This window comes from Pseudomonas sp. NFACC39-1 (genome assembly GCF_900110355.1).
GTDB lineage: Bacteria > Pseudomonadota > Gammaproteobacteria > Pseudomonadales > Pseudomonadaceae > Aquipseudomonas > Aquipseudomonas tehranensis.
Window position 1 is genome coordinate 12,413 of record NZ_FODL01000026.1, and the last position, 19,996, is coordinate 32,408.

14 protein-coding genes are annotated in these 19,996 nt (G+C 63.6%); 12 read left to right on the forward strand and 2 right to left on the reverse strand.

What is annotated here, in order from left to right:
- Window positions 1-3: 3 nt before the first annotated feature.
- On the reverse strand, window positions 4-519 hold the full coding sequence (gene tssB / locus BMY45_RS26710; protein ID WP_092403365.1) for a type VI secretion system contractile sheath small subunit: 516 nt from the start codon (window positions 517-519) through the stop codon (window positions 4-6).
- An 80-nt stretch (window positions 520-599) separates the two neighbouring features.
- Window positions 600-1,634, reverse strand: a complete 1,035-nt coding sequence (gene tssA / locus BMY45_RS26715; RefSeq protein ID WP_092403367.1) for a type VI secretion system protein TssA — start codon at window positions 1,632-1,634, stop codon at window positions 600-602.
- Window positions 1,635-2,039: 405 nt separating this feature from the next.
- Here tssA and tagH point away from each other — a divergent pair, with 405 nt between their 5' ends.
- From tagH to tagQ, 12 genes are all read left to right on the forward strand, one after another.
- Complete coding sequence (gene tagH, locus BMY45_RS26720; RefSeq protein WP_092403369.1) at window positions 2,040-3,512, forward strand: type VI secretion system-associated FHA domain protein TagH; 1,473 nt, start codon at window positions 2,040-2,042, stop codon at window positions 3,510-3,512.
- A 50-nt stretch (window positions 3,513-3,562) separates the two neighbouring features.
- Window positions 3,563-4,063 (forward strand): type VI secretion system lipoprotein TssJ, encoded by a 501-nt coding sequence (gene tssJ, locus BMY45_RS26725; protein ID WP_092403371.1) that lies wholly within the window; start codon window positions 3,563-3,565, stop codon window positions 4,061-4,063.
- 15 nt (window positions 4,064-4,078) lie between these two features.
- Window positions 4,079-5,413 carry a type VI secretion system baseplate subunit TssK gene (gene tssK / locus BMY45_RS26730; RefSeq protein ID WP_092403373.1) on the forward strand — a complete coding sequence of 445 codons (1,335 nt, stop codon included), beginning with the start codon at window positions 4,079-4,081 and terminating at the stop codon, window positions 5,411-5,413.
- Between the two features lie 6 nt (window positions 5,414-5,419).
- The gene (locus tag BMY45_RS26735; protein ID WP_092403375.1) at window positions 5,420-6,739 is read left to right on the forward strand and encodes a DotU family type VI secretion system protein; all 1,320 of its coding nucleotides are present in this window, start codon (window positions 5,420-5,422) and stop codon (window positions 6,737-6,739) included.
- Window positions 6,736-10,236, forward strand: coding sequence for a type VI secretion system membrane subunit TssM (tssM, locus tag BMY45_RS26740; RefSeq protein WP_092403377.1), 3,501 nt, complete (start codon window positions 6,736-6,738; stop codon window positions 10,234-10,236). The genes BMY45_RS26735 and tssM overlap by 4 nt, the downstream gene beginning before the upstream one ends.
- Window positions 10,233-10,886: a type VI secretion system-associated protein TagF gene (gene tagF, locus BMY45_RS26745; protein WP_092403379.1), complete on the forward strand. Its 654-nt coding sequence runs from the start codon at window positions 10,233-10,235 to the stop codon at window positions 10,884-10,886. The genes tssM and tagF overlap by 4 nt, the downstream gene beginning before the upstream one ends.
- A complete protein-coding gene (locus BMY45_RS26750; protein ID WP_092403381.1) occupies window positions 10,887-11,618 on the forward strand; it encodes a PP2C family protein-serine/threonine phosphatase in 732 nt (243 codons plus the stop codon).
- Window positions 11,615-14,668 (forward strand): serine/threonine-protein kinase, encoded by a 3,054-nt coding sequence (locus BMY45_RS26755; protein WP_092403383.1) that lies wholly within the window; start codon window positions 11,615-11,617, stop codon window positions 14,666-14,668. The genes BMY45_RS26750 and BMY45_RS26755 overlap by 4 nt, the downstream gene beginning before the upstream one ends.
- Entirely contained in the window at window positions 14,668-15,384 is a 717-nt protein-coding gene (locus BMY45_RS26760; protein WP_092403391.1) for an ABC transporter ATP-binding protein, read from the forward strand. The genes BMY45_RS26755 and BMY45_RS26760 overlap by 1 nt, the downstream gene beginning before the upstream one ends.
- Window positions 15,384-16,580: an ABC transporter permease family protein gene (locus BMY45_RS26765; RefSeq protein ID WP_092403385.1), complete on the forward strand. Its 1,197-nt coding sequence runs from the start codon at window positions 15,384-15,386 to the stop codon at window positions 16,578-16,580. The genes BMY45_RS26760 and BMY45_RS26765 overlap by 1 nt, the downstream gene beginning before the upstream one ends.
- Window positions 16,573-18,300 carry a formylglycine-generating enzyme family protein gene (locus BMY45_RS26770; RefSeq protein ID WP_092403387.1) on the forward strand — a complete coding sequence of 576 codons (1,728 nt, stop codon included), beginning with the start codon at window positions 16,573-16,575 and terminating at the stop codon, window positions 18,298-18,300. Before BMY45_RS26765 ends, BMY45_RS26770 begins: the two co-directional genes overlap by 8 nt.
- An 85-nt stretch (window positions 18,301-18,385) precedes the next feature.
- Window positions 18,386-19,315 (forward strand): type VI secretion system-associated lipoprotein TagQ, encoded by a 930-nt coding sequence (gene tagQ / locus BMY45_RS26775; protein WP_092403389.1) that lies wholly within the window; start codon window positions 18,386-18,388, stop codon window positions 19,313-19,315.
- Window positions 19,316-19,996 lie beyond the last annotated feature (681 nt).

The window sequence follows — 19,996 nt, forward strand, 5'->3', positions numbered from 1 at the left end:
TGATTAAGCCTGGGGCTCGTTGTCGGCGGGCTTCGGCGCGCTGGCCAGGGCCTGCAGCAGGGCAGGGTCCTTGATCGCTTTCATGATGATTTCTTCGGCGCCGGTCTTGCCGTCCATGTAGGTCAGCAGGTTGGCCAGTTGGGTGCGCGCTTCGAGCAACTTGTTCAGCGAGTCGACCTTGCGGGCCACGGCCGCCGGGCTGAAGTCGTCCATGCTTTCGAAGGTCAGGTCCAGGCTCAGGTTGCCTTCGCCGGTCAGTTCGTTAGGGACATGGAACGCCACGCGAGGCTGCATGGCCTTGAGGCGCGAGTCGAAATTGTCGACATCGATTTCAAGGAATTTGCGATCGGCCACAGGTGCCAGAGGCTCGGCGGGCTTGCCGGCCAGGTCCGCCATCACCCCCATGACAAAGGGCAACTGGACCTTTTTCTCGGCGCCGTAGAGCTCGACGTCGTACTCGATCTGCACTCGAGGCGCACGGTTGCGCGCGATGAATTTCTGAGAACTTTGCTTCGCCACGTTGCTGCTCCTGGTCGCTTGAGCGACGGTGTTGGCGTCATCGGGGGTGCCGGTGACGTGACTGCGTGATCCGTTCGCTTTTATTCGCTGTCTGGGCCGCGCAGGTTTTCAAATTGACTCATGCCGTCGGGAATCAGGTTGCGCACGATGGTCGCAAAGTCGGCGTTCACCAGAATCTTGGCCCGATTCAACAGCACCGGCAGCGGGCTGGAGGGCTCTTGACGGGCGTAGTAAGCGAGAATCCGGTCCAGGCTGCGCAGCACGTCGTCGCGGCTGTTGATTTCGCCAGGGGCGGCGCTGCGTGGCGCACTCGCGCTTGGCGCGGTGGCGTGTTCAACCGGCGCGGCGTTGTCGTCGCCGCTGATGACATCGGGCAGGGCGCTGTCGCCGCTCTGTGGGGCGAACTGGCCGAGAATCTGCAGGGCCATCTTGAGCGGTTGCTTCAGCGGGCCAAGGTCCACGCCTTGGGCAGAACCGACTTGATCGCTGACCTGTTGCTCGATGGCTTCGGCGGCTGCGCGAGCTTGCAACAGGGCGTCGCGGGTGATTTCCAGCTGCTCGGGATCACTGTCGAGCAGGGCTCCGGCGAGCTGTTCGGCGCCGAGGCTTTCATTCGGGAAACTTTGCAGGCCGCTGGCATTGGCGGCGGCGCGCAGGCTCACGGCACCGAAGGTGCGCGAGCGGGCCAGGATGCTTTCGCGCAGCAGGCCAATGGTGATATCGGATGTCAGGCCGGCGAGGGCGTTGATGCGCACGGTGGGATCGTTGTCGTCCTCGGCGTCCAAGCGCGGATGCAGCTCGGCCCAGTACTGCTTGAGCAATTCGCTGATCAGGGTCAACACGCGGGCCAGGCCCGGTATGCCTTCCAGGGCCAGGGAACTTTGCAGTAGGAAATGGGTGATGCGCAGGTCTTTGCTGCGTTGCAGCAGGTCCAGGCTTTGCTGCTGGATGCTGCGCCACTCAGGGGGTTCGGCAGGCAATATCGAATCGCCCATGCTGCGCTCGGGCTGACCTTGGGAATCGCGTTCCAGGCGCAAGAAATCCGCGTCATATTCCAAATCTTCACCGCACGGCGAAGTTGCGGATACAGCGGCGAGCAGCAGAGGCACATCCACTTCGTTCGATCTCCCTATCGCCCGCTGAATAACTCGGGCAGTGCACACGCAAGTTCCGAATGGAACTTCACATGTTCCTTGAGGCTAATGGCCCTTTAGATGCTGAATGATCTTAAAGTGCCATCACCTATATTCAAGAAGTTGTGCATTTTTGGTGTAGTACTTATCGCTTGTCAAGGTAAGCTATTTCCCCTGTGTGACAGTTGTGAGGCGCTTAACAACCTGCGCGACCAGTAGGTCAAGGCAGGCACTGATGCAGGTTTTTTGTCATGCAGGCGGGTTAATATCAGCAATCATGCTGGCAAAAAGCCGTTTCGCAGTCGGTTGCAAAGGTTTGCCGACGAGTCGTTCGGGCGTAGATCCCGGCACTCGATCGCATGCGCAAGTGTTCAGCAAGGAGGCAAGATGGCGCTGTGTTTGACGATCACTAGTTATCACAAGATTACCCCGGGCCAGTGTTCTGAGAAGTCCATGGATCAGGGGGTGATGGCAATTGGCCGTAATTCCGATAATGACTGGGTATTACCGGACCCTGAGCGCCTGGTTTCCGGCAAACATTGCGTTATTCAATACAAAGACGGGCGTTATTACTTAACCGATAACAGCACTAACGGTGTGGAATTGGTCAAGGCCGGTGTTCGTTTGCGCAAGGGCAACAGTGAGCCGCTGCAAGACGGCGAAGTTATCCGCATTGGCGATTATGAAATCCAGGCGCGGGTGGATTTCAACCTGCCAGTCTCCGACAGCAATCCGTTTGCTGAGGCGCCCAGCAGCTTCGAAGCCTTGATGGGGCATCAGAGTGCCGGCTTGAATACACCCACGCCGATGCCCGTGGCTCCCCCGGCCCATTTCCAGGGCGCCTCGGCCATGGACACCTTGCCAGACCTGTTCGACTTCCTGAGCCCGAGCAGTGTCCCGCCGGCCACCCAGCCTGACCATGTGCCGGCCCAACAGCATGATTTCCGTCCGCCGACGCCCATTGCTCCTCCCAGCCCGCCGCCTGTGATCGAGCCTGTGTCGCAGGTCTCGGCTTCGGTGATACCGGAGGACTGGGACCCGTTCAGCGACAAGCCCGCGCCCGTGGCAGTTGCCCCGATTCCTGTCGCTGCGCCACCGGTTGCGCCACCGCCCGTTGTCGAGCGGCCTGTCGTAGAGCCGCTTGTCGTAGAACCGGTGCCGACACACCCGCCTCAGGTCAGCATAACCGCCGAACCTGCGCCGCTGCGCGAGGCGCCGGTGACCAGCGTTCAAACCCCGGTCACGCCGCCCAAGCCGCTCGACGCCGCCCAACCGGACCTGTTGCAAGCGTTCCTGCGCGGCGCCGGGCTGGACCAGTTGCGCCTGGACCAGGCCCAGGCTGAGGCGCAGATGGAAAGCATCGGGCGCAGCTATCGGCTGATGGTCGAAGGCTTGATTGATGTTTTGCGCGCCCGCAGCAGCCTCAAGGGTGAGTTCCGTATTCAGCAAACGATGATCCAGCCGGTGGAAAACAACCCGCTGAAGTTCGCCCCCAATGTCGAGGAGGCCATGTTGCTGCTGCTGCGTCATGGCAACCAGGCCTTCATGGCGCCGGATGTGGCGGTGCGTGACAGCTTCGACGACCTGCGCGCTCACCAATTGGCAGTGATGGCTGGCGTGGAAGCGGCCATCAAGCATTTGCTGGCGCGCTTTGAACCGGCGCAACTGGAAGAGCGCATGGGCAAGCCCGCTGGCCTGTCGAGCATTTTCAACGGCTCGCGACAGGCGCAGTACTGGCAGCAATTCACCGAGCTCTACAGCAACATTTCCCGGGAAGCCCAGGAGGATTTCCAGGACCTGTTCGGTCGTGAATTCAGTCGCGCTTACGAAGAGCACAGCGCGCGACAGCGCCGCCTATAACACCTTTAAAAGCAATCAACGGATAGCTCAAACGTCATTGAGGACGCAGGATGATTTTCAGGTTTTTACTCGCAGTCGCCACCGGGCTTCTGCTGACGGCATGCGCCAAGGATGCGGCCGATTCACAGTCCGAAGAGGCTGATACCGCTGCCGTCGAACTGCACTTTCACGCCATTGCCGGCCTCAACCCCGGCGCTACGGGGCATCCGGCGCCGGTCCGGGTGCGTATTTTCGAACTGAAAAATGCCGCCACCTTCGCCCGCTCCGATTATTTCGCCCTGGCCGAACGGGCCCAGGCGACCCTCGGCGCCGACCTGATCGATCAGGACGAAGTGCTGATCCAGCCCGGTCAGCAGTTGAGCCTGCAACGCGACCTCGATCCGGCTACCCGCCATATCGGCGTACTGGTGGGCTATCGCGAACTGGACCGGTCGCTGTGGCGCACGGTGATGAATGTCCCGCCGCGCCAATACACCGAATACCAGATCAGCCTCGACGTGCGCGCCGTGCGCAGCGCCGTCGTCGTTCCCCCATCCAGCCCTGCCCAATAAGCAATCGGAGCCCCCATGTCCTGGAACAATCGCGTGGTCTGGTCGGAAGGCATGTTCATTGGAACGCAGCACTTCCAGCAGCATGACCGTTACCTGGAAAACCTCATCGACGCCCGCAGCCGTCCGTTGTCGGCCGGTGCCTGGGGTTTTTCCCAATTGCTGATCGACCAGGGCCTGCTGGCCCAGGGCAAGCTGGCGATCGTTTCGGCGCGGGGCCTGCTGCCGGACGGCACACCGTTCAACATCCCCGAGGATGACCTGGCGCCGCCTGCGCTGAACGTCGATGACAACCTGCGCGATGGTCTGGTGTACCTGGCCTTGCCGCTCAAGCGTGCCGGTGCGCGTGACACCGTTGACGAAGGTGAAACCCTCGGCGCGGCGCGCTACGTGAGCCAGGTGTGCGAAGTGCGCGACGATAACGCACCGTTCGAGAACCGCGCGCCGGTCGCCTTGGGTTCGCGGGCGTTGCGCCTGTTGACCGCGCAGGACGGCATCAGTGACTACGCCGCCATCGGCCTGGTACGCATCAAGGAAAAACGTGCCGACCGCGCCCTGGTGCTGGACGACAGCTACATCCCGCCGTTGCTGGATGTGGCCGCCTCCAAACCGTTGGCCGCGTTTCGCAGCGAACTGCTGGGCCTGCTCCATCAACGCGGCGAAGCCCTCGCCGGGCGGGTGGTGGCGTCCGGTGCCGGGGGCGCCTCGGAGATCGCCGATTTCATGCTGCTGCAATTGGTCAACCGCGCCCAGCCGCTGATCCAGCACCTGAGCCAACTGAGCCCATTGCACCCCGAGCGGTTCTACAGCGAGCTGGTCAGCCTGGCCGGTGAGTTCTCGACCTTCACCGCTTCGGGGCGACGACCGCAGGAGTATCCGCAATACCAGCACGATGACCTGGCGCTCAGTTACGCGCCGGTCATGCAGGCCCTGCGTGAGGCCCTGTCGATGCTGATTGACAGCAAGGCCACGCCGATTCCGATTGTCGAGAAAGCCTACGGCATCCACGTGGCGATGCTGGCCGACAAGACCCTGCTCGAGAGCGCCAGTTTCATCCTGGTGGTGCGCGCCGATGTTCCGGCCGAAACCCTGCGCGGTCGCTTCGGCCAGCAGAGCAAGGTCGGTTCGGTGGAGCACATTCGCGATCTGGTCAACCTGCAACTGCCGGGCATCGGCCTGCTGCCGTTGCCGGTGGCGCCACGCCAGCTTCCGTACCACGCCGGCTCCACTTATTACGAACTCGACCGCGGTAGCGATCACTGGCAGCAATTGAGCAACTCCGGCGGGTTCGCGTTCCACATCGCCGGCCAGTTCCCGGGGCTTAACCTGGCTTTCTGGGCGATCCGAGGATAAACCGCGATGAGCAACGACGATCGTACTCAGTTCATGCCGACGCCCGGTGGTCGTGGCGCCGACCCATTTCGCGCGGATCCTGGCCGTCCGGATTCGGGTCGTCCACAGCCGGCGCCCGCACCGCTGGCGATGCCGGCCGCCCCGGTCCTGACCGGCAAGGCCCAAGGCCTCAACCCGCTGGAAAGCGCGGCCGGTCCGCTGCTGGCGCTGTTGACGCGCCTGCGCAACACCATTGCCCATCCGGCTCCGGCCAGCCTGCGGGCGCAACTGTTGGCGTACCTGCGCCAGTTCGAGGAGCGCGCCGAAGCCGCCGGCGTGGTGCGCAATGACGTGCTGCTGGCTCGCTACGCCCTGTGCACCGCCCTGGATGAAGCCGTGTTGAGCACCCCTTGGGGTGGCACCAGCGACTGGGGCAAGCAGAGCCTGCTGATCACCGTGCACAACGAAGCCTGGGGCGGCGAGAAGGTGTTCCAGCTTCTGGAGCATTGCCTGCAAAGCCCACGGGAACGCTTGTACCTGCTGGAGCTTCTGTACCTGTGCATGTGCCTGGGGTTCGAAGGGCGCTACCGGGTGATGAACGACGGGCGCAGCCAACTGGAAGCCTTGCGCGAGCGCACCAGCGCGGTGATCCGCAGCGCCCGTGGCGACTACGAACGTGAGCTGTCGCCGCACTGGCGCGGTGTCAGCGTGGCTCGCGATCGACTGGCGCAATTCATGCCGCCGTGGATCGCCGTGGCCATCGGCGCGGCCTTGTTGCTGGCGCTGCTGTTCGGCCTGCGCATGAAGCTGGCCTCCGATGCCGAGCCGGTGTTCAAGAACATCCATGCCCTGGGGGAAATCCCGGTGCAGGCCATCGACCGCCCCGTGGTGCAGCCCAAAGTGATCGAGCGACCACGCCTGGCCGGTTTCCTGGCCGATGAAATCCGCGCCGGTCGGGTCGCGGTGGAAGACGCCGTGGATCGCTCGGTGGTGACCATCCGTGGCGATGAACTGTTCGCCTCGGGCAGCGCCAGCATCTCCGATGATCTGGAGCCGCTGATGCTGCGGATCGCCGACGCCATTCGCAAGGTCAAGGGCCAGGTCCTGGTGACCGGCCACAGCGACAATCGCCCGATTGCCACCCTCAGGTTCCCATCCAACTGGGCGTTGTCCGAGGCGCGGGCCAAGTCGGTGCTGCAAATCCTTTCAGCCAAGACCGGCCAAGCCGAGCGCTTCAGCGCCGAAGGCCGCAGCGACACCGAGCCGTTGGCGTCCAACGCCACCGCAGAGGGGCGTGCGCGCAATCGTCGGGTTGAAATCACAGTATTGGCGGAGGGGGTCGAGTGAAGGCGTTTTTCAGTTTTATGACCCGCTGGGTCATCCCATTGCTGGGGCTGATCGCCCTGAGCCTGATCATCTGGTTCGTCGGCCCGCTGCTGGACTGGCTGGTGCCCGAAGGCCGTCGTTGGGCGTTGATCATCCTGGTGTTCGCGGTGTGGATCGCCTACCGGGTGTTTCGCATCATCCAGGCGCGCCGGCAGGCCGCCGAAGTCATGCGCAGCCTGGCCGCGCAAACACCGCCCGATCCCACCAGCATCGCGACGGCCGAAGAACTCGAAACCCTGCGCCAGCGCATGGACGAAGCCTTGGCGCTGTTGAAGAAAGCCAAGCTGGGTGGGGACGAGCGCCGCAACCTCTACGAACTGCCGTGGTATGTGATCATCGGCCCGCCGGGTTCAGGCAAGACCACTGCGCTGGTCAACTCCGGGCTGCATTTCCCGTTGGCCGCGCAACTGGGCGCCGGCGCGGTACGCGGCGTGGGCGGTACGCGTAACTGCGATTGGTGGTTTACCGACCAGGCGGTGCTGCTCGACACCGCTGGCCGCTATACCACCCAGGACAGCGACGCGACTGTCGACAAGGCCGCGTGGCTGGGCTTTCTCGGGCTGTTGAAAAAGCAACGCGCCCGTCGCCCGATTGACGGTGCGTTCATTGCCATCAGCCTGTCCGACCTGCTGCTGGGCAGCGACGCCGAGCGCGCGGCACATGCCGCGGCGATTCGCTTGCGCATCCAGGAGCTTTACACCCAGCTGGGCGTACGCTTTCCGATCTACCTGATGCTGACCAAGCTCGACCTGGTGCCCGGGTTCATGGAGTTCTTCGACAGCCTGAGCAAGGAAGAGCGCGCGCAGGTCTGGGGCATGACCTTCGCTCTGGACGATGGCAAGAGCAACGACAGCCCGTTGGCGCATCTGCAAAGCGAATTCGCCGGCCTTGAGCAGCGCCTCAACGACCGCTTGGTGGAACGCTTGCAGCAAGAGCGCGACCCGGCGCGGCGCGACTTGATCTACGGTTTCCCGCAGCAGTTCGGCGCGTTGAAAGATTGTCTGCAAAGTTTCCTCGAAGGCGTGTTCAAACCCAACGCCTTCGAAGAACGTGTGCTGCTGCGCGGGGTGTATTTCACCAGCGGTACTCAGGAAGGCAGCCCGATCGATCGCTTGATCGGCTCCATGGCCCAGAGCATGAACCTGGACCGCCAGCACCTGGCACGCCAGACCGGCACCGGACGCAGCTACTTCATCGAAAAACTCTTCACTGCCGTGGCGTTCGCCGAGCGTGGGTTGGTGGGCGTCGATCCCAAGGTCGAGCGTCGGCGCAAGTGGATCGCCCGGGGCGTATTGGCCTCCACGGTGGCTTTGGTGCTGGTGGTTTCGACGTTGTGGTGGATCAGCTATCGGGCTAACCAGGCGTACATCACCCAGGTCGATCAGAAAGTCGCGCCGCTGGGTCAGGCCGTGCAAAGCCTCAGTCCGGCACAACGCGATGTCCTCGCCGTATTGCCATTGCTCAACGCCGTGAAGCACCTGGCCGACGACGCGCCCGATTGGGCCGAGGGTCTGGGTCTGTATCAAGGCGACATGCTCGAAGCCGAGTCCGGCAGTGTCTATCGCAAGCTGCTGATCGCCGTGTTCGCGCCACGTTTGCTGACACGTATCGAAGAGCAGCTGCACAGCGGCGGCAGTTCGGATTTCCTCTATGAAGGATTGAAGGCCTACCTGATGCTCGCTGACAACGAGCACTACGATGCCGACTTTATCAAGGCCTGGGTTGCCCTGGATTGGGACCGCAGCCTGCCGCGTGACCTGCCGGCCGATCAACGTCTGGCCCTGGGCGAGCATTTGCAGGCGCTGTTCGAGCGTCGTCCGCCTACCGCACGCCTGGACCCACGCTTGATCGAAGACCTGCGCCGGCAATTGCAGCAACTGCCCGTGGCCCAGCGCGTCTATGATCGGGTCAAGCGCCAGAAGCTGCCCGAGGGCATTGCCGATTTTCGCCTCAACGAAGCCGCCGGGCGCGATGCTGCGCTGGTGTTCAGCCGCAAGAGCGGCAAACCCTTGGGCGAGCCACTGAGCGGGTTCTTCACGGTCAAGGGCTATCGCCAGGGCTTTTTGCTCACCAGCCTGAACCAGGCTGGAACGCTGGCTGAAGAGCAATGGGTGTTGGGTCGCGACGAGGCCGGGCAGCAGGACGTCGCCAGCCTGGCCGCCGAAGTGCGCCGCCTGTATTTCCAGGACTACCAGCGCCAATGGGACGCCTTGCTGGCCGACATTGACTTCGTGCCGATCACCAGCGTGGCTCAGGCCGCCGATGTCTTGCGGGTACTGTCCGGGCCAAGTTCGCCGTTGAAAAAACTGCTGGTGGCGGTGGCGAAAGAGACCGACCTGCAACAGGAGGAACGCTTGCTGGCGGCCCAAGGCGAGCAGGTTGAAGGCGGTGTGGATAAGCTCAAGGAACGCCTGGGCAGCTTGCTCGGCCAGGAACAGGCCGCGCAAAACGCACCCCAGGCCAGCGTTGACCCAGTCACCGCGCATTTTGCCGAGCTCAACAGCATCGTCAGCAAAAACGAAGGCGAACCGGCGGCTATCGATGGCCTGCTCGCCGACATGAATGCCTTGTACGTGCAGGTCAGCGCCATGGTCGGCGCCAGCGGCGACGCCCTGCTCGGCGAAGCCAAGAATCAGGCCCAGGCCGCTGCCACACGGGTCAGCCTCAACGCCGAACGCCAGCCGCCGCTGGTGCAAGGCCTGGTCAAGTCGGTGGTCAACTCCACCACTAACAGCATGATGGGCGGGGTGCGCAATCAACTGAACGCCGCCTGGACCAGCGAAGTGGTGAACATCTACCGCCAGTCCCTGGCCGGTCGTTATCCCATGTCGCCGGGCAGTGCGCGGGACGCAACCCTGGACGACTTCGGTCAGTTCTTCGGCGTCGGCGGGGTGATGGACAACTACTTCCGCAAATACCTGCAGCCCTACGTCGACACCTCGACCCCGGCCTGGCGCTGGCAACCGGGCGCGGCACAGAAGCTCGGTATCGCCCCTGGGGTACTGCAAACCTTCCAGCGTGCGGCCACCATCCGCGATGCGTTTTTCCGTTCCGGCGGCACTCAGCCGCTGGTGCGCTTCGAGCTCAAGCCGGTGGCGATGGACTCGACCATCACCCAGTTTTTGCTCGACCTCGACGGCCAGCAACTGAGCTACGACCACGGCCCGAGCCGTCCGACCGCCATGCAGTGGCCCAACCCCGGCAGCATCGGCGTGGTGCGGATCTCGATCCTGCCGCCCTCGGCCAATGGTCGTTCCGGTATCACCCTGGACGGCCCGTGGGCCTGGTTCCGCCTGTTGGAGCAATCGGACCTGACCGCCGGCAACTCGCCGGACCGTTTCAACCTGCGGCTGCGGGTCGACGGCGCCAGCGCCTCTTACGAGCTGCGGGCCAACAGCGCCTTCAACCCGTTCAAGAGCCGCGTGCTCAGCGGCTTCAGCCTGCCGGAGCGGCTATGAGTACACCGGGCTTCTATGGAAAGTTGGCCAGCCGCGGGGACTTCGTCAGCCGTGGCTTGCCCCAGAGTTTTATCGGCCCGTGGGATTCGTGGCTGGCGGCGGGGTTGCTCGCCAGCCAGACCGGCCTGGGCGAGCGTTGGCTGGATGCCTATCTGGTCAGCCCGCTGTGGCGTTTCCTGGTCGCGCCCGGGGTCTGTGGGCCCGACGCCGCCGTGGGCGTGGTGATGCCGAGTATCGATCGGGTTGGCCGTTATTTTCCGCTGACCGTCGCGGTGCTGTTGGACCCCGACGCGGACCCGGCGTCCGTGGTGGGCGGTGCGGACGACTGGTTCGAACGGGTGGAGAACCTGTTGCTGAGCACGTTGAGTGTGGAGGCCAGTTTTGAGGCGTTCAATGAACAGTTGGAGACCCTCGGCAGCCCGATGCACCTGCCGCGTACGCCGAGCAGCCGCTTTGCCAGCCTGCATCGCTTCGATGCCACCGACCCGCAGCGGCGCATGAGCGCCCTGGCCGAAGCGGCCTGCGAAGGCGTGAGCTTGTGGTGGGGTCAGGGTTCGGAACGTATCGCGCCCGGTTTGATGCGGTGCCAGGGTTTGCCGGCCGCCGCTGATTTTGCGCAATTTTTGCTCGGCCAAGAAGGTGTTGTGTAGATGCGTCCAAGTGCTGGGAAAGCCTTCAAGTCTGCAAGCAAGAGCCACGTCGGCATGGTTCGCCAGGTCAACGAAGACGCGTGCCTGGAACTGCCGGAAAACGGCCTGTGGGTGGTCGCCGATGGCATGGGTGGGCACGCGGCGGGCGACTACGTCAGTAGCCTGATCATCGACAGCCTGCGCGGCATTGCCGCGGGCCGCTCGCTGGACGAATACGTCGCCGCGCTGCACAGCGACTTGCTGCGGGTCAACGCCGCCGTGCGTGAAGAAACCGCCCATCGCGGCGTGACCATGATGGGCAGCACCGTGGTGGTGCTGGTTGCGCGAGACCTGCGCGGCATGTGCCTGTGGGCCGGTGACAGTCGTTTGTACCGCCTGCGCGACGGCAAGCTCGACAGCATTTCCCGCGATCACAGCTACGTCCAGGACCTGCAGGACAGCGGCCTGCTCAGCGAAGCCGAAGCCCGGGTGCATCCACGGGCCAACATTGTCACCCGTGCCATCGGGGTTGAGGCGCAATTGAACCTGGCAATGGTCGAGTTGCTGCTGGTGCCCGGCGACAGCTACCTGCTGTGCAGCGACGGCCTGACCAAGACCGTCGAGGACGATGAAATCCGTGAAGTCCTGAACCACGATGATCCCGGCGAGATCGCCAGCAGCCTGGTGTCCCTGGGCCTGATGCGCGGCGCGCCGGACAACATCACGGTGGTTGTCGTGAAGGTGCCGTCATGAGCTTGACCTTGAACATTGTCATCCCGGGCTACGACATCGAAGGGCCGATCGGTGAAGGCGCGATGGCCAGCGTCTACCTGGCGACCCAGCGTTCCCTGGAGCGCAAGGTGGCGTTGAAAGTCATGGCGGCCGCGTTGGCGGCCGACCCGACGTTCTGCGAGCGCTTCCTGCGCGAAGGCAAGACCCTGGCGCGCCTGTCGCACCCGCACACGGTCACCATCCATGACATCGGCAACGTCGGTGAGCTGTATTACATGGCCATGGAATACCTGCCCAACGGCACGCTCAAGGAGCGCATTGCCGCCGGCCTGTCGCCGGAGCAGGGCCTGATCTACATCCGCCAGATTGCCTCGGCCCTGGGTTACGCCCATGGCTTGGGCCTGGTGCACCGTGACGTCAAGCCGGCCAACATCCTGTTCCGCGCTGACGGTACGGCGGTGCTCTCGGACTTCGGCATCGCCAAGTCCCTGGACGACCGCACCCAATTCACCCAGGCCGGTTTCGCCGTCGGTACGCCCAGCTACATGAGCCCGGAACAGGCTCGTGGGCAAGACATCGACGGTCGCGCCGACCTGTATGCCCTGGGCGTGGTGCTCTACGAAATCCTCGTCGGCAAACTGCCGTATACCGGCAATGACGCGCTGTCCACGGCCCTGGCGCACCTGACCGAACCGTTGCCGGAGCTGCCGGTGCATCACGGTCATTACCAGGACGTGCTGCGCAAACTGCTGGCCAAAGACCCGGCGGAGCGTTTCCCGGATGCAGCGGCGCTGTTGCGGGCCCTGGACAATCTGCCCGAGGAATCGGCGCAAGCGACGTTGATCCGGCCGTTGCCGCTGCCCGTCTCGACCCCAGCCTCCGGCGATGACCTGGCGGGATTGACGCCAGTGTCCATCGACATTCCGAGCGGCCCGGCGCAGCCCACGCCGCCGCCCAAACCGGTTGCGCCGCCCGTGAAACCGACACCGCAGTCCAGCGTCTCGGAACAACGCAAGGGGCCGGTGTTCGCACTCGCCGCCGTCGCGGTAGCCGTGGCGCTGGCGTTGGGTGGCGCGGGTTATTGGTGGTTGTCGGGCGACGATGGAGAAGACACGCCGCCGATTGTCTCGACACCGCCGGTTAATCCGCCGCCAGTGAAGGCTCCTGACGTTGAAGTGCTCCCGGCAAAACCGCCTGTGGCGACGCAGACCGATGGTGGTCAGCGTCCATTGTTGATGGCTGGCAAGAAAACCCTGTTCCAGCGTGTGCTGAGCAAACCGGGTGCCAAGCTCGCTGAAGAAGCGGGCGCGGCGCCGGGCAAGGCGTTGCCGGCGTTTTCCGTGCTGTACGTGTATGAGCGTAAAGACCTTGATGGCAGCCCCTGGTTGCGGGTTGGCGCGGCCACGGACGGGCGCAGCGACGGCTGGTTGCCGGCCACGCAGGTCAGCGACTGGAAGCAAAGCCTGGTGCTCAAGTTCACCGAGCGTTCCGGCCGTGCGCCGGTGATGTTCCTGCGTCAGCCCGGCGAAGTGGAAAAGCTGCTGGCCGACCCTTCAGCGGCCAGGAATGTCTTGCTCAAGGCCCAGCAGAACCGTGAAGACAACCAGCAAGTGCTGGCCCTGGAACCGGCCGCCAGCGCTGTGCCGCAGAACCAGTTCTACCTGTTGCCGATCTTCGATTCCCGCGAAAGCTTCGACGAGGCCGGCCAGCCGGTGCAGTTGCTGAACGTGGCGTCCATCGACCCCGGCAACACGCCGAGGGCTACAACCAACACGCCCATCAGCACCGCCAACGCCGACGCGTTCCGTACCGCCGTGGTGCTGGTGGTGGACACCACCGTGTCGATGCAGCCTTACATCGATCAAGTCCGCGACGTGGTCCACGAACTGCAAAGCCGCATCGCCGAGCGTGGCGAGCTGGACAGTGTCAGCTTCGGCATGGTGGGTTTTCGCAGCAGCACCCAGAAAACCCCCGGCCTGGAGTACGTTGCCAAAACCCTGATCACCCTGGAGCAAGGTCGCGATCCGCAGCGTTTCATGGAAATGGCGCGGCAGGTCAAGGCGTCCACGGTGTCGAGCCACTCGTTCAACGAAGATGCGTTTGCCGGGGTCATGGAAGCCGTTGAAGGCATGGACTGGTCCGGTTACGGCGGGCGCTTGATCCTGCTGGTCACCGATGCCGGCGCCCTGCGCAAGAACGATCCGTTTGCCGCCACGCAAATGAACGAAGCCGAAGTGCGTCAGGCGGCGCTGGGCAAACAGATCAAGATCTACGCCTTGCACCTGCTTAGCGACGCCGGCAAGAAAACCCACGGCGGTGCGCAGAGCCAATATCGCACCCTGACCGCTGACGCCAACCCGCAGATCGGTGACCTGTACATCCCGGTGCCGGGCGCCGATGTGCGCAAGTTTGGCGAGCGCGTTGACGAGATCGGTTCGGTGTTCGCTGACCTGGTCCATCAGGTGCGCAGCAACAAACCGCAAAGCGTGCCGCAGCTGGGCGCCGCGCCGAGTCTGACGGATAAATCGGCGGCGGTGGGCTACGCGATGCACATGGACTTTTTGGGGCGCAAATCTGCCAGCCAGGCGCCGCAACTGGTCAGCGCCTGGACCGCCGACCGTGACCTGACCAACCCGGCGCTGCCGGCGTTCCAGGTCTGCGTGATGCTGACCAAGCTGCAGCTCAACGACTTGCAGCAGTCGTTGAAGCTGATCGTCGATGCGGCGCGCAAGACCCAGACGTCGCCCAAGGATTTCTTTCAGGAAATCGCCAGTGCCAGTGCCTACATGAGCCGTGATCCTTCGGCGTTGCGCAAGGGTGGCAACCTGGCTGACGGCGGGATTCTCGGAGAGTACCTCGAAGGGCTGCCGTACCGCAGCAAGTCGCTGAACATGACCCAGGACCTGTGGCTGTCCCTGAGCGTGGCCGAGCAGGAGGATTTCATCGACGAGCTGGATTCGAAAATCCGCCTCTACGAGACCTTCCACAATGATCTGGCCAACTGGGTGCGGTTCGGCGATGCCGAGCCGGGCGATGCCCTGTACCGCGTTCCATTGTCGACGCTGCCATGATGCTGAACATCAGTGCCGTACACAAAAGCCGGGGCGCCGGCAGCCAGCGCTACAGTCTGGTGATTCCACGGCTGCAATTGCGTGCTGGCGAACAACTGGCGGTGGTCGGCCCCAGCGGTTGCGGCAAGAGCACCTTGTTGGATCTGCTGGCCTTGGTGCTGGCGCCGGATCAGGCCGGGCAGTTCGATTTCACGCCGGCCAACACGCCGTTGGACGTCGCCGCGCTGTGGCGTGCGGGGCAGCAGGGCGCCTTGGCGGACCTGCGCAGCCGGCATCTTGGTTATGTGTTGCAGACCGGTGGTTTGCTGGGTTTTCTGGACGTGCGCGGCAACATCGAATTGTCGCGCAAACTGCTCGGCATGGCAGATGACGGCAGCGTCACGCGCCTGGTCGGGCAACTGGACATCGCTGATCAACTGGGCAAGAAGCCGGCAGAATTGTCCGTCGGCCAGCGCCAGCGGGTCAGTTGCGCCCGGGCCCTGGCGCATGGGCCGCGCCTGTTGCTGGCGGATGAACCCACCGCCGCCCTCGATCCGCTGAATGCTGAACGGGTTATGCAGTTGTTGGTGAGCCAGGCCCGCGAACACGGCGTGTGCTGTGTCGTTGCGACTCACGATGAGTCACTGGCTCGCGCCAGTGGTTTGCAGGTGCGGCGCATCAGTTGTTGTCGCGACGGCGATGGCGGCGTCACCGCGACCCTCGGGGAGGCTTGCTGATGCGCGGCGCGCTGGTGGCTTCCCTGGCCTGGCAGGATTACCGCAACGATGCCTGGCTGTCGGCCTGTTCGGTGCTGGCGCTGGTGGCGGTGGTCGCGCCGTTGCTGGTGTTGTTCGGCCTGAAATTCGGCCTGGTCAGCAGCCTCACCGAGCGCCTGGAAAATGACCCGGCGACCCGGGAAATCATCCCGTTGGGCGGCGGTCGGTTCAGCGCTGAGTTCGTTGAGCAATTGGGCCGGCGCAGTGATGTGGCGTTTGCCCTGGCCCGCACGCGGCAGATTGCGGCCACTGCGGATTTGAGCAGCGAGGCTGCGCCCGTCACCGTCGAAATGATCCCCACGGCGGCCAATGATCCTTTGTTTGAGCGCCTGCCGGTGCCGCAAGGGCTGGATCAAGTGGTGCTCAGCCACACCGCCGCCGAAAAACTCGGCGCCAAGGCCGGTGATTGGCTGCAGGCCAGTTTCAGTCGGCAGGTGGCCGGTCGTAGCGAGGCGCAGCGCACGCGGGTGCAGGTGTTGCACGTGTTGCCGCTTGAGGCTTTTGCCCGGGATGGTTTGTTCGCGCCGCTGGCGCTACTGGAAGCGGCCGAGGACTACCGCGACGGTCGCGCCGTGCCCGCATTCGGCTGGCCGGGCGATACGGTGGGGCAGAGCGCGCAGCGGGTCTACCCGGCGTTTCGCCTGTACGCCCGGAGGCTGGGTGATGTGGAGCCGCTGCGCCAGTACTTCGCGGCGCAGAACCTGTTGGTATCCACCCAGGCCCAGACCATTGCACAAGTGCAATCGCTGAGCCGCAACCTGTCGATCGTGTTCTGGATCATCGCCGGGCTGGCGTTGGCGGGGGCGTTCGCGGCGATTTTTGCCGGTGCCCTGGCGGCGGTCGAACGTAAGCGCCGGGAGCTATCGGTGTTGCGCCTGCTGGGGGTTTCCACGGCGGCGCTGTTGTTGTTCGTGGTGTTGCAGGCGCTCTACAGCGCCGCACTGGCGGCCCTGTTGAGTGCCGGGCTGTATGGCCTGGCGCAGTCGGGCCTCAATTATTTATTTGCGCAGATGCCGGGCGAGTACGCCAGTCATTTGCTGGTGCATCACTACACCTTGGCCCTGGTGGCCGTGCTCGGCGTCAGCGCCGTGGCGGCGGCGTGTGGTGGCTGGCGGGTGGCGCGCATCCAGGCGTGTGAAGGAATTCGCGATGTATAAGTTATTGGGCGCCGCCGTGGCGCTGAGCCTGGCCGGTTTGACCTGGGCCGACGAAAGCACCGACAAACTGGACAACCCCAAACCGCTGCCCGGTGACGTCAGCCTGCCGCTGCCGTGCGAAGGGCAAATGGTGTTCCGTTATGTCTACATCCTCGCCCAAGGCACCCTGGATGATCGGGAGATCAGCCTTGGCTACCCGTTCAGCGAAGGCGAGGCCGGTTATAAGCAGTCGTTCATTTCCGGTTATCGTCGGGACTTCATCAATGGCCAGTTCACCCTCAAGGACCTGCCCAAGGACTGGAACAAAACCATCGCGCCGTTGATGCCCAAGGCTGACGCCAAGACCCCGCTCAAACCGATGCTGTACTTCATCGGTAAATACGAGGTCACCGCGCGTCAATACGCCCAGGTCATGGCCCAGGCGCAATCGCTGGCCAGCGGTGAGCCGGCACCGGCCTGCGAGGCGCTGCAAGCGGAGCTTCCACAAGGCATGGCCGGACGGTTGCCCAAGGTGAAACTGTCGAAATTCGAGGCGGAACGTTTTGCTGCGGTGTACAGCGCCTGGCTGATGAAGTACCACAAGGCGCTGCTGCCGGTGAGCGGGCGCGGCAGCTCCGCCGAAGACGGCGGGCTGGGCTTCGTGCGTTTGCCCACCGAAGTCGAGTGGGAATTCGCCGCTCGTGGTGGGCAAGCCGTCAGCCGTCAGGATCTGGAAGGAAGGCTGTTTCCCCGCCGTTTGGAAGGCAGTGAAAGCGACGGGCCACTGGCCGACTGGGCGGTGTTCAACCAGGTCGCGGGCGGCACCGGCCAGGCGGCGCGGCTGATGCCCGTCGGCATCAAACTGCCGAACCCCATCGGCTTGTTCGACGTGATCGGCAACGCCGCCGAGATGGTCCAGGAATCCTTCCAGCTGGTGCATGCCGGTCGCCGCCAGGGCGCCTACGGTGGCTTCGTGGTCAAGGGCGGCAACTACCTGGAAGGCGAAGGCACGCTGTTCACCGGCATGCGCCGCGAATATCCCTTATTCGCCGCCGACGGCACCGAGCAAAGCAACGAAACCACCGGGTTCCGCGTGGCGGTCGGGGCGTTGTCGGCGCCGCGCTCACGTTACAAAGAGCTGTTCGCCCAATGGGAGAAAGAAGGCCGCCTCGCATCCCTGACCGATGCCATCGATGAAGCCGAAGACCCGACCAAGCGCCTGGACAGCATCATCGCTGCCAGCGTCGACCCGCGCCTGCAAGCCGAGCTGGGGCTGGTCAACGAAGAGCTCAAACGCAACGTCTCGCTCATCGCCCAGCAGCGCGAGGAAGCGGCGGGCAACCTGATCCAGTCGGCCGCCCTGGTGGTCGAGACCATCAATAACTACAACATTCGCCTGACCAATTTGCAGAACAGTCGCCAGCAGGCCGTGGACGCCAAGGACGAGGCCAGCGCCGAGCTGTTCGCCACGGCCATCAACAACGGCCGCAGCGCCCTCGACGGCGCCGTGGCGATTTACATCGACAACCTGGCCACCGGCACGCGTTACACCGATGCCGTGATCCAGGCGCAGTTTCAACGCATCAAGGAGGAGTTGGAGCGCAAGCCGGTGCTGGGCAAGAGCCTGGTGGCGCGCGCCACGTTATTCGTTCGCCATGTCGGTCAGTATCGTCAGCAAAAACGAGCCGACCCGGCGGCGATATTGAAGGAACTGCTCGCATCGAGCAGTCAGCGGTCTTGATCGTTGATTGACAGCGAGCTTGGAAGGGACTCAGGCGGCGGTGGGCCGTGCTGAGCTGGTCAACACTTAAAAAGAGAACACAATCATGCTTTTCTCCCGTAAACCTTTTACTTCGGTTTCCAAGCGTCACCTGCTGATGGTCGCTGTCGGCTTCAGCACCGTACTGACCGGCTGCGCTACGTCGCCGACTTCCAAGGTCGCGTCGAGCACCAAGGTCGAGTACTACCCTAACTGCTACGAGCCGGTGCAGCACTTGCGCTCCACCGAGGGCAACATGACCAAATCGGTACTCACCGGCGCCGCCGTTGGCGCGGTCGGTGGTGCCCTGTTGGGTGCGCTGACGGATTCGGAAAACCGTGGTCGCAACGCCGCCATCGGTGCCGCCGGTGGTGCCTTGGCCGGTGGCGCGACCGGTTACTACACCGAGCGCCAGAAGCAGATTGCCGATGACAACCAGCGCATCGCCTCCTACGCCGCCGACGTCAATAAAAGCGTCTCCGACATCGACCGCAGCACGGCTTATGCCAAGACTTCGCAGCAGTGCTACCAGAACGCGTTCAGCAAGCTGGTGGCCGACCGCAAGGCCAAGACTGTCAACGAAACCGAAGGTCGCAAGCGCCTGGCGGAAATTGTCTCCGGCCTGAAAGAGTCCAACGACCTGATCGTCGCGGTCAACGGCAAAGCCGCCGAAGACCTGAACAACTACACCCAGGCCTATGAAAAAGACCTGCAGCAAGTGGGTGTGCAGCGTACCGACGTGGTGACCGTGGCGACCGCGGAAACCAAGCCGGTTGTGGCTTCGACCAAGACCAAAAAAGCTGTGAAACCGGCGAAAAAGCCGGTGTTGCCAACCGTGCCGAAAGAAGCGGTGACCACCGAGAAAACCCTGCAGACCGCCAAGGCCAAGCAGGATGAAAGCAAGCAGGTTGCCAGCGCCGGTACCAGCCAGGTCAACAGCATGTGCAAAAACCCGGACCTGGGTGACTGGGCGCCGGTTCCTTGCCCGAATGTTTGATTGAGTGAGGGCTGCTGATCATTCCTTTATGGAGTGATCGGCGCACAAAACCTGTGGGAGCGGGCTTGCTCGCGAAGGCGTCAGTTCAGTCAGCATGTGTGTTGACTGACACCCCGCTTTCGCGAGCAAGCCCGCTCCCACATTTGTTTTGGGTTGCCGCAATAGCCCCGATCCTCTGTGGGAGCGAGCCTGCTCGCGATGGCGGCCTGACAGCCGGCCTGGGGTTTGTTGACTGGGTACATATCCGTTGCTGCGGTAACGGCGGCTTAGGGTTCCGCCCTTACGGCGGGTCACTTTTGGCAAACGCCCCAAAAGTAACCAAAAGGTCTTTGCCCCACCACTCGGCACCTCGCTTAGGCTCGGTGTGCCCTCACTCCGGCATTGCTCCGTGGGCCCGCCGCGAAGGGCCATCCATGGCCCAGCGCGGCTATCCCGGCATCCATGCCGGGATGCCCACTGCGCAATACCTGCATTCGGCCAGCGTGGTTAACGGGGCCCCCAGATCAAAAGCCAGCGCGAGGCGGCCTGACAGCCGGCCTGGCTATAGCGGGTGTACACCATCAGAGCTGTTTGAGCAGAACCTGTGGGAGCAAAGCTTGCTCGCGAGGCGGCCTTATAGCCGACCTGTCTCTCCGGCCGTACCTCGATCCCATTGTGGGAGCGGGCTTGCTCGCGAAGGCG

What these genes read in the sequence shown, in the direction of transcription:
- tagH (WP_092403369.1), top strand. Translation starts at nt 2,040, where the DNA reads ATGGCGCTGTGTTTGACGATCACTAGTTATCACAAGATTACCCCGGGC.
- tssJ (WP_092403371.1), top strand. Translation starts at nt 3,563, where the DNA reads ATGATTTTCAGGTTTTTACTCGCAGTCGCCACCGGGCTTCTGCTGACG.
- tssK (WP_092403373.1), top strand. Translation starts at nt 4,079, where the DNA reads ATGTCCTGGAACAATCGCGTGGTCTGGTCGGAAGGCATGTTCATTGGA.
- BMY45_RS26735 (WP_092403375.1), top strand. Translation starts at nt 5,420, where the DNA reads ATGAGCAACGACGATCGTACTCAGTTCATGCCGACGCCCGGTGGTCGT.
- tagF (WP_092403379.1), top strand. Translation starts at nt 10,233, where the DNA reads ATGAGTACACCGGGCTTCTATGGAAAGTTGGCCAGCCGCGGGGACTTC.
- BMY45_RS26750 (WP_092403381.1), top strand. Translation starts at nt 10,887, where the DNA reads ATGCGTCCAAGTGCTGGGAAAGCCTTCAAGTCTGCAAGCAAGAGCCAC.
- BMY45_RS26755 (WP_092403383.1), top strand. Translation starts at nt 11,615, where the DNA reads ATGAGCTTGACCTTGAACATTGTCATCCCGGGCTACGACATCGAAGGG.
- BMY45_RS26760 (WP_092403391.1), top strand. Translation starts at nt 14,668, where the DNA reads ATGCTGAACATCAGTGCCGTACACAAAAGCCGGGGCGCCGGCAGCCAG.
- BMY45_RS26765 (WP_092403385.1), top strand. Translation starts at nt 15,384, where the DNA reads ATGCGCGGCGCGCTGGTGGCTTCCCTGGCCTGGCAGGATTACCGCAAC.
- BMY45_RS26770 (WP_092403387.1), top strand. Translation starts at nt 16,573, where the DNA reads ATGTATAAGTTATTGGGCGCCGCCGTGGCGCTGAGCCTGGCCGGTTTG.
- tagQ (WP_092403389.1), top strand. Translation starts at nt 18,386, where the DNA reads ATGCTTTTCTCCCGTAAACCTTTTACTTCGGTTTCCAAGCGTCACCTG.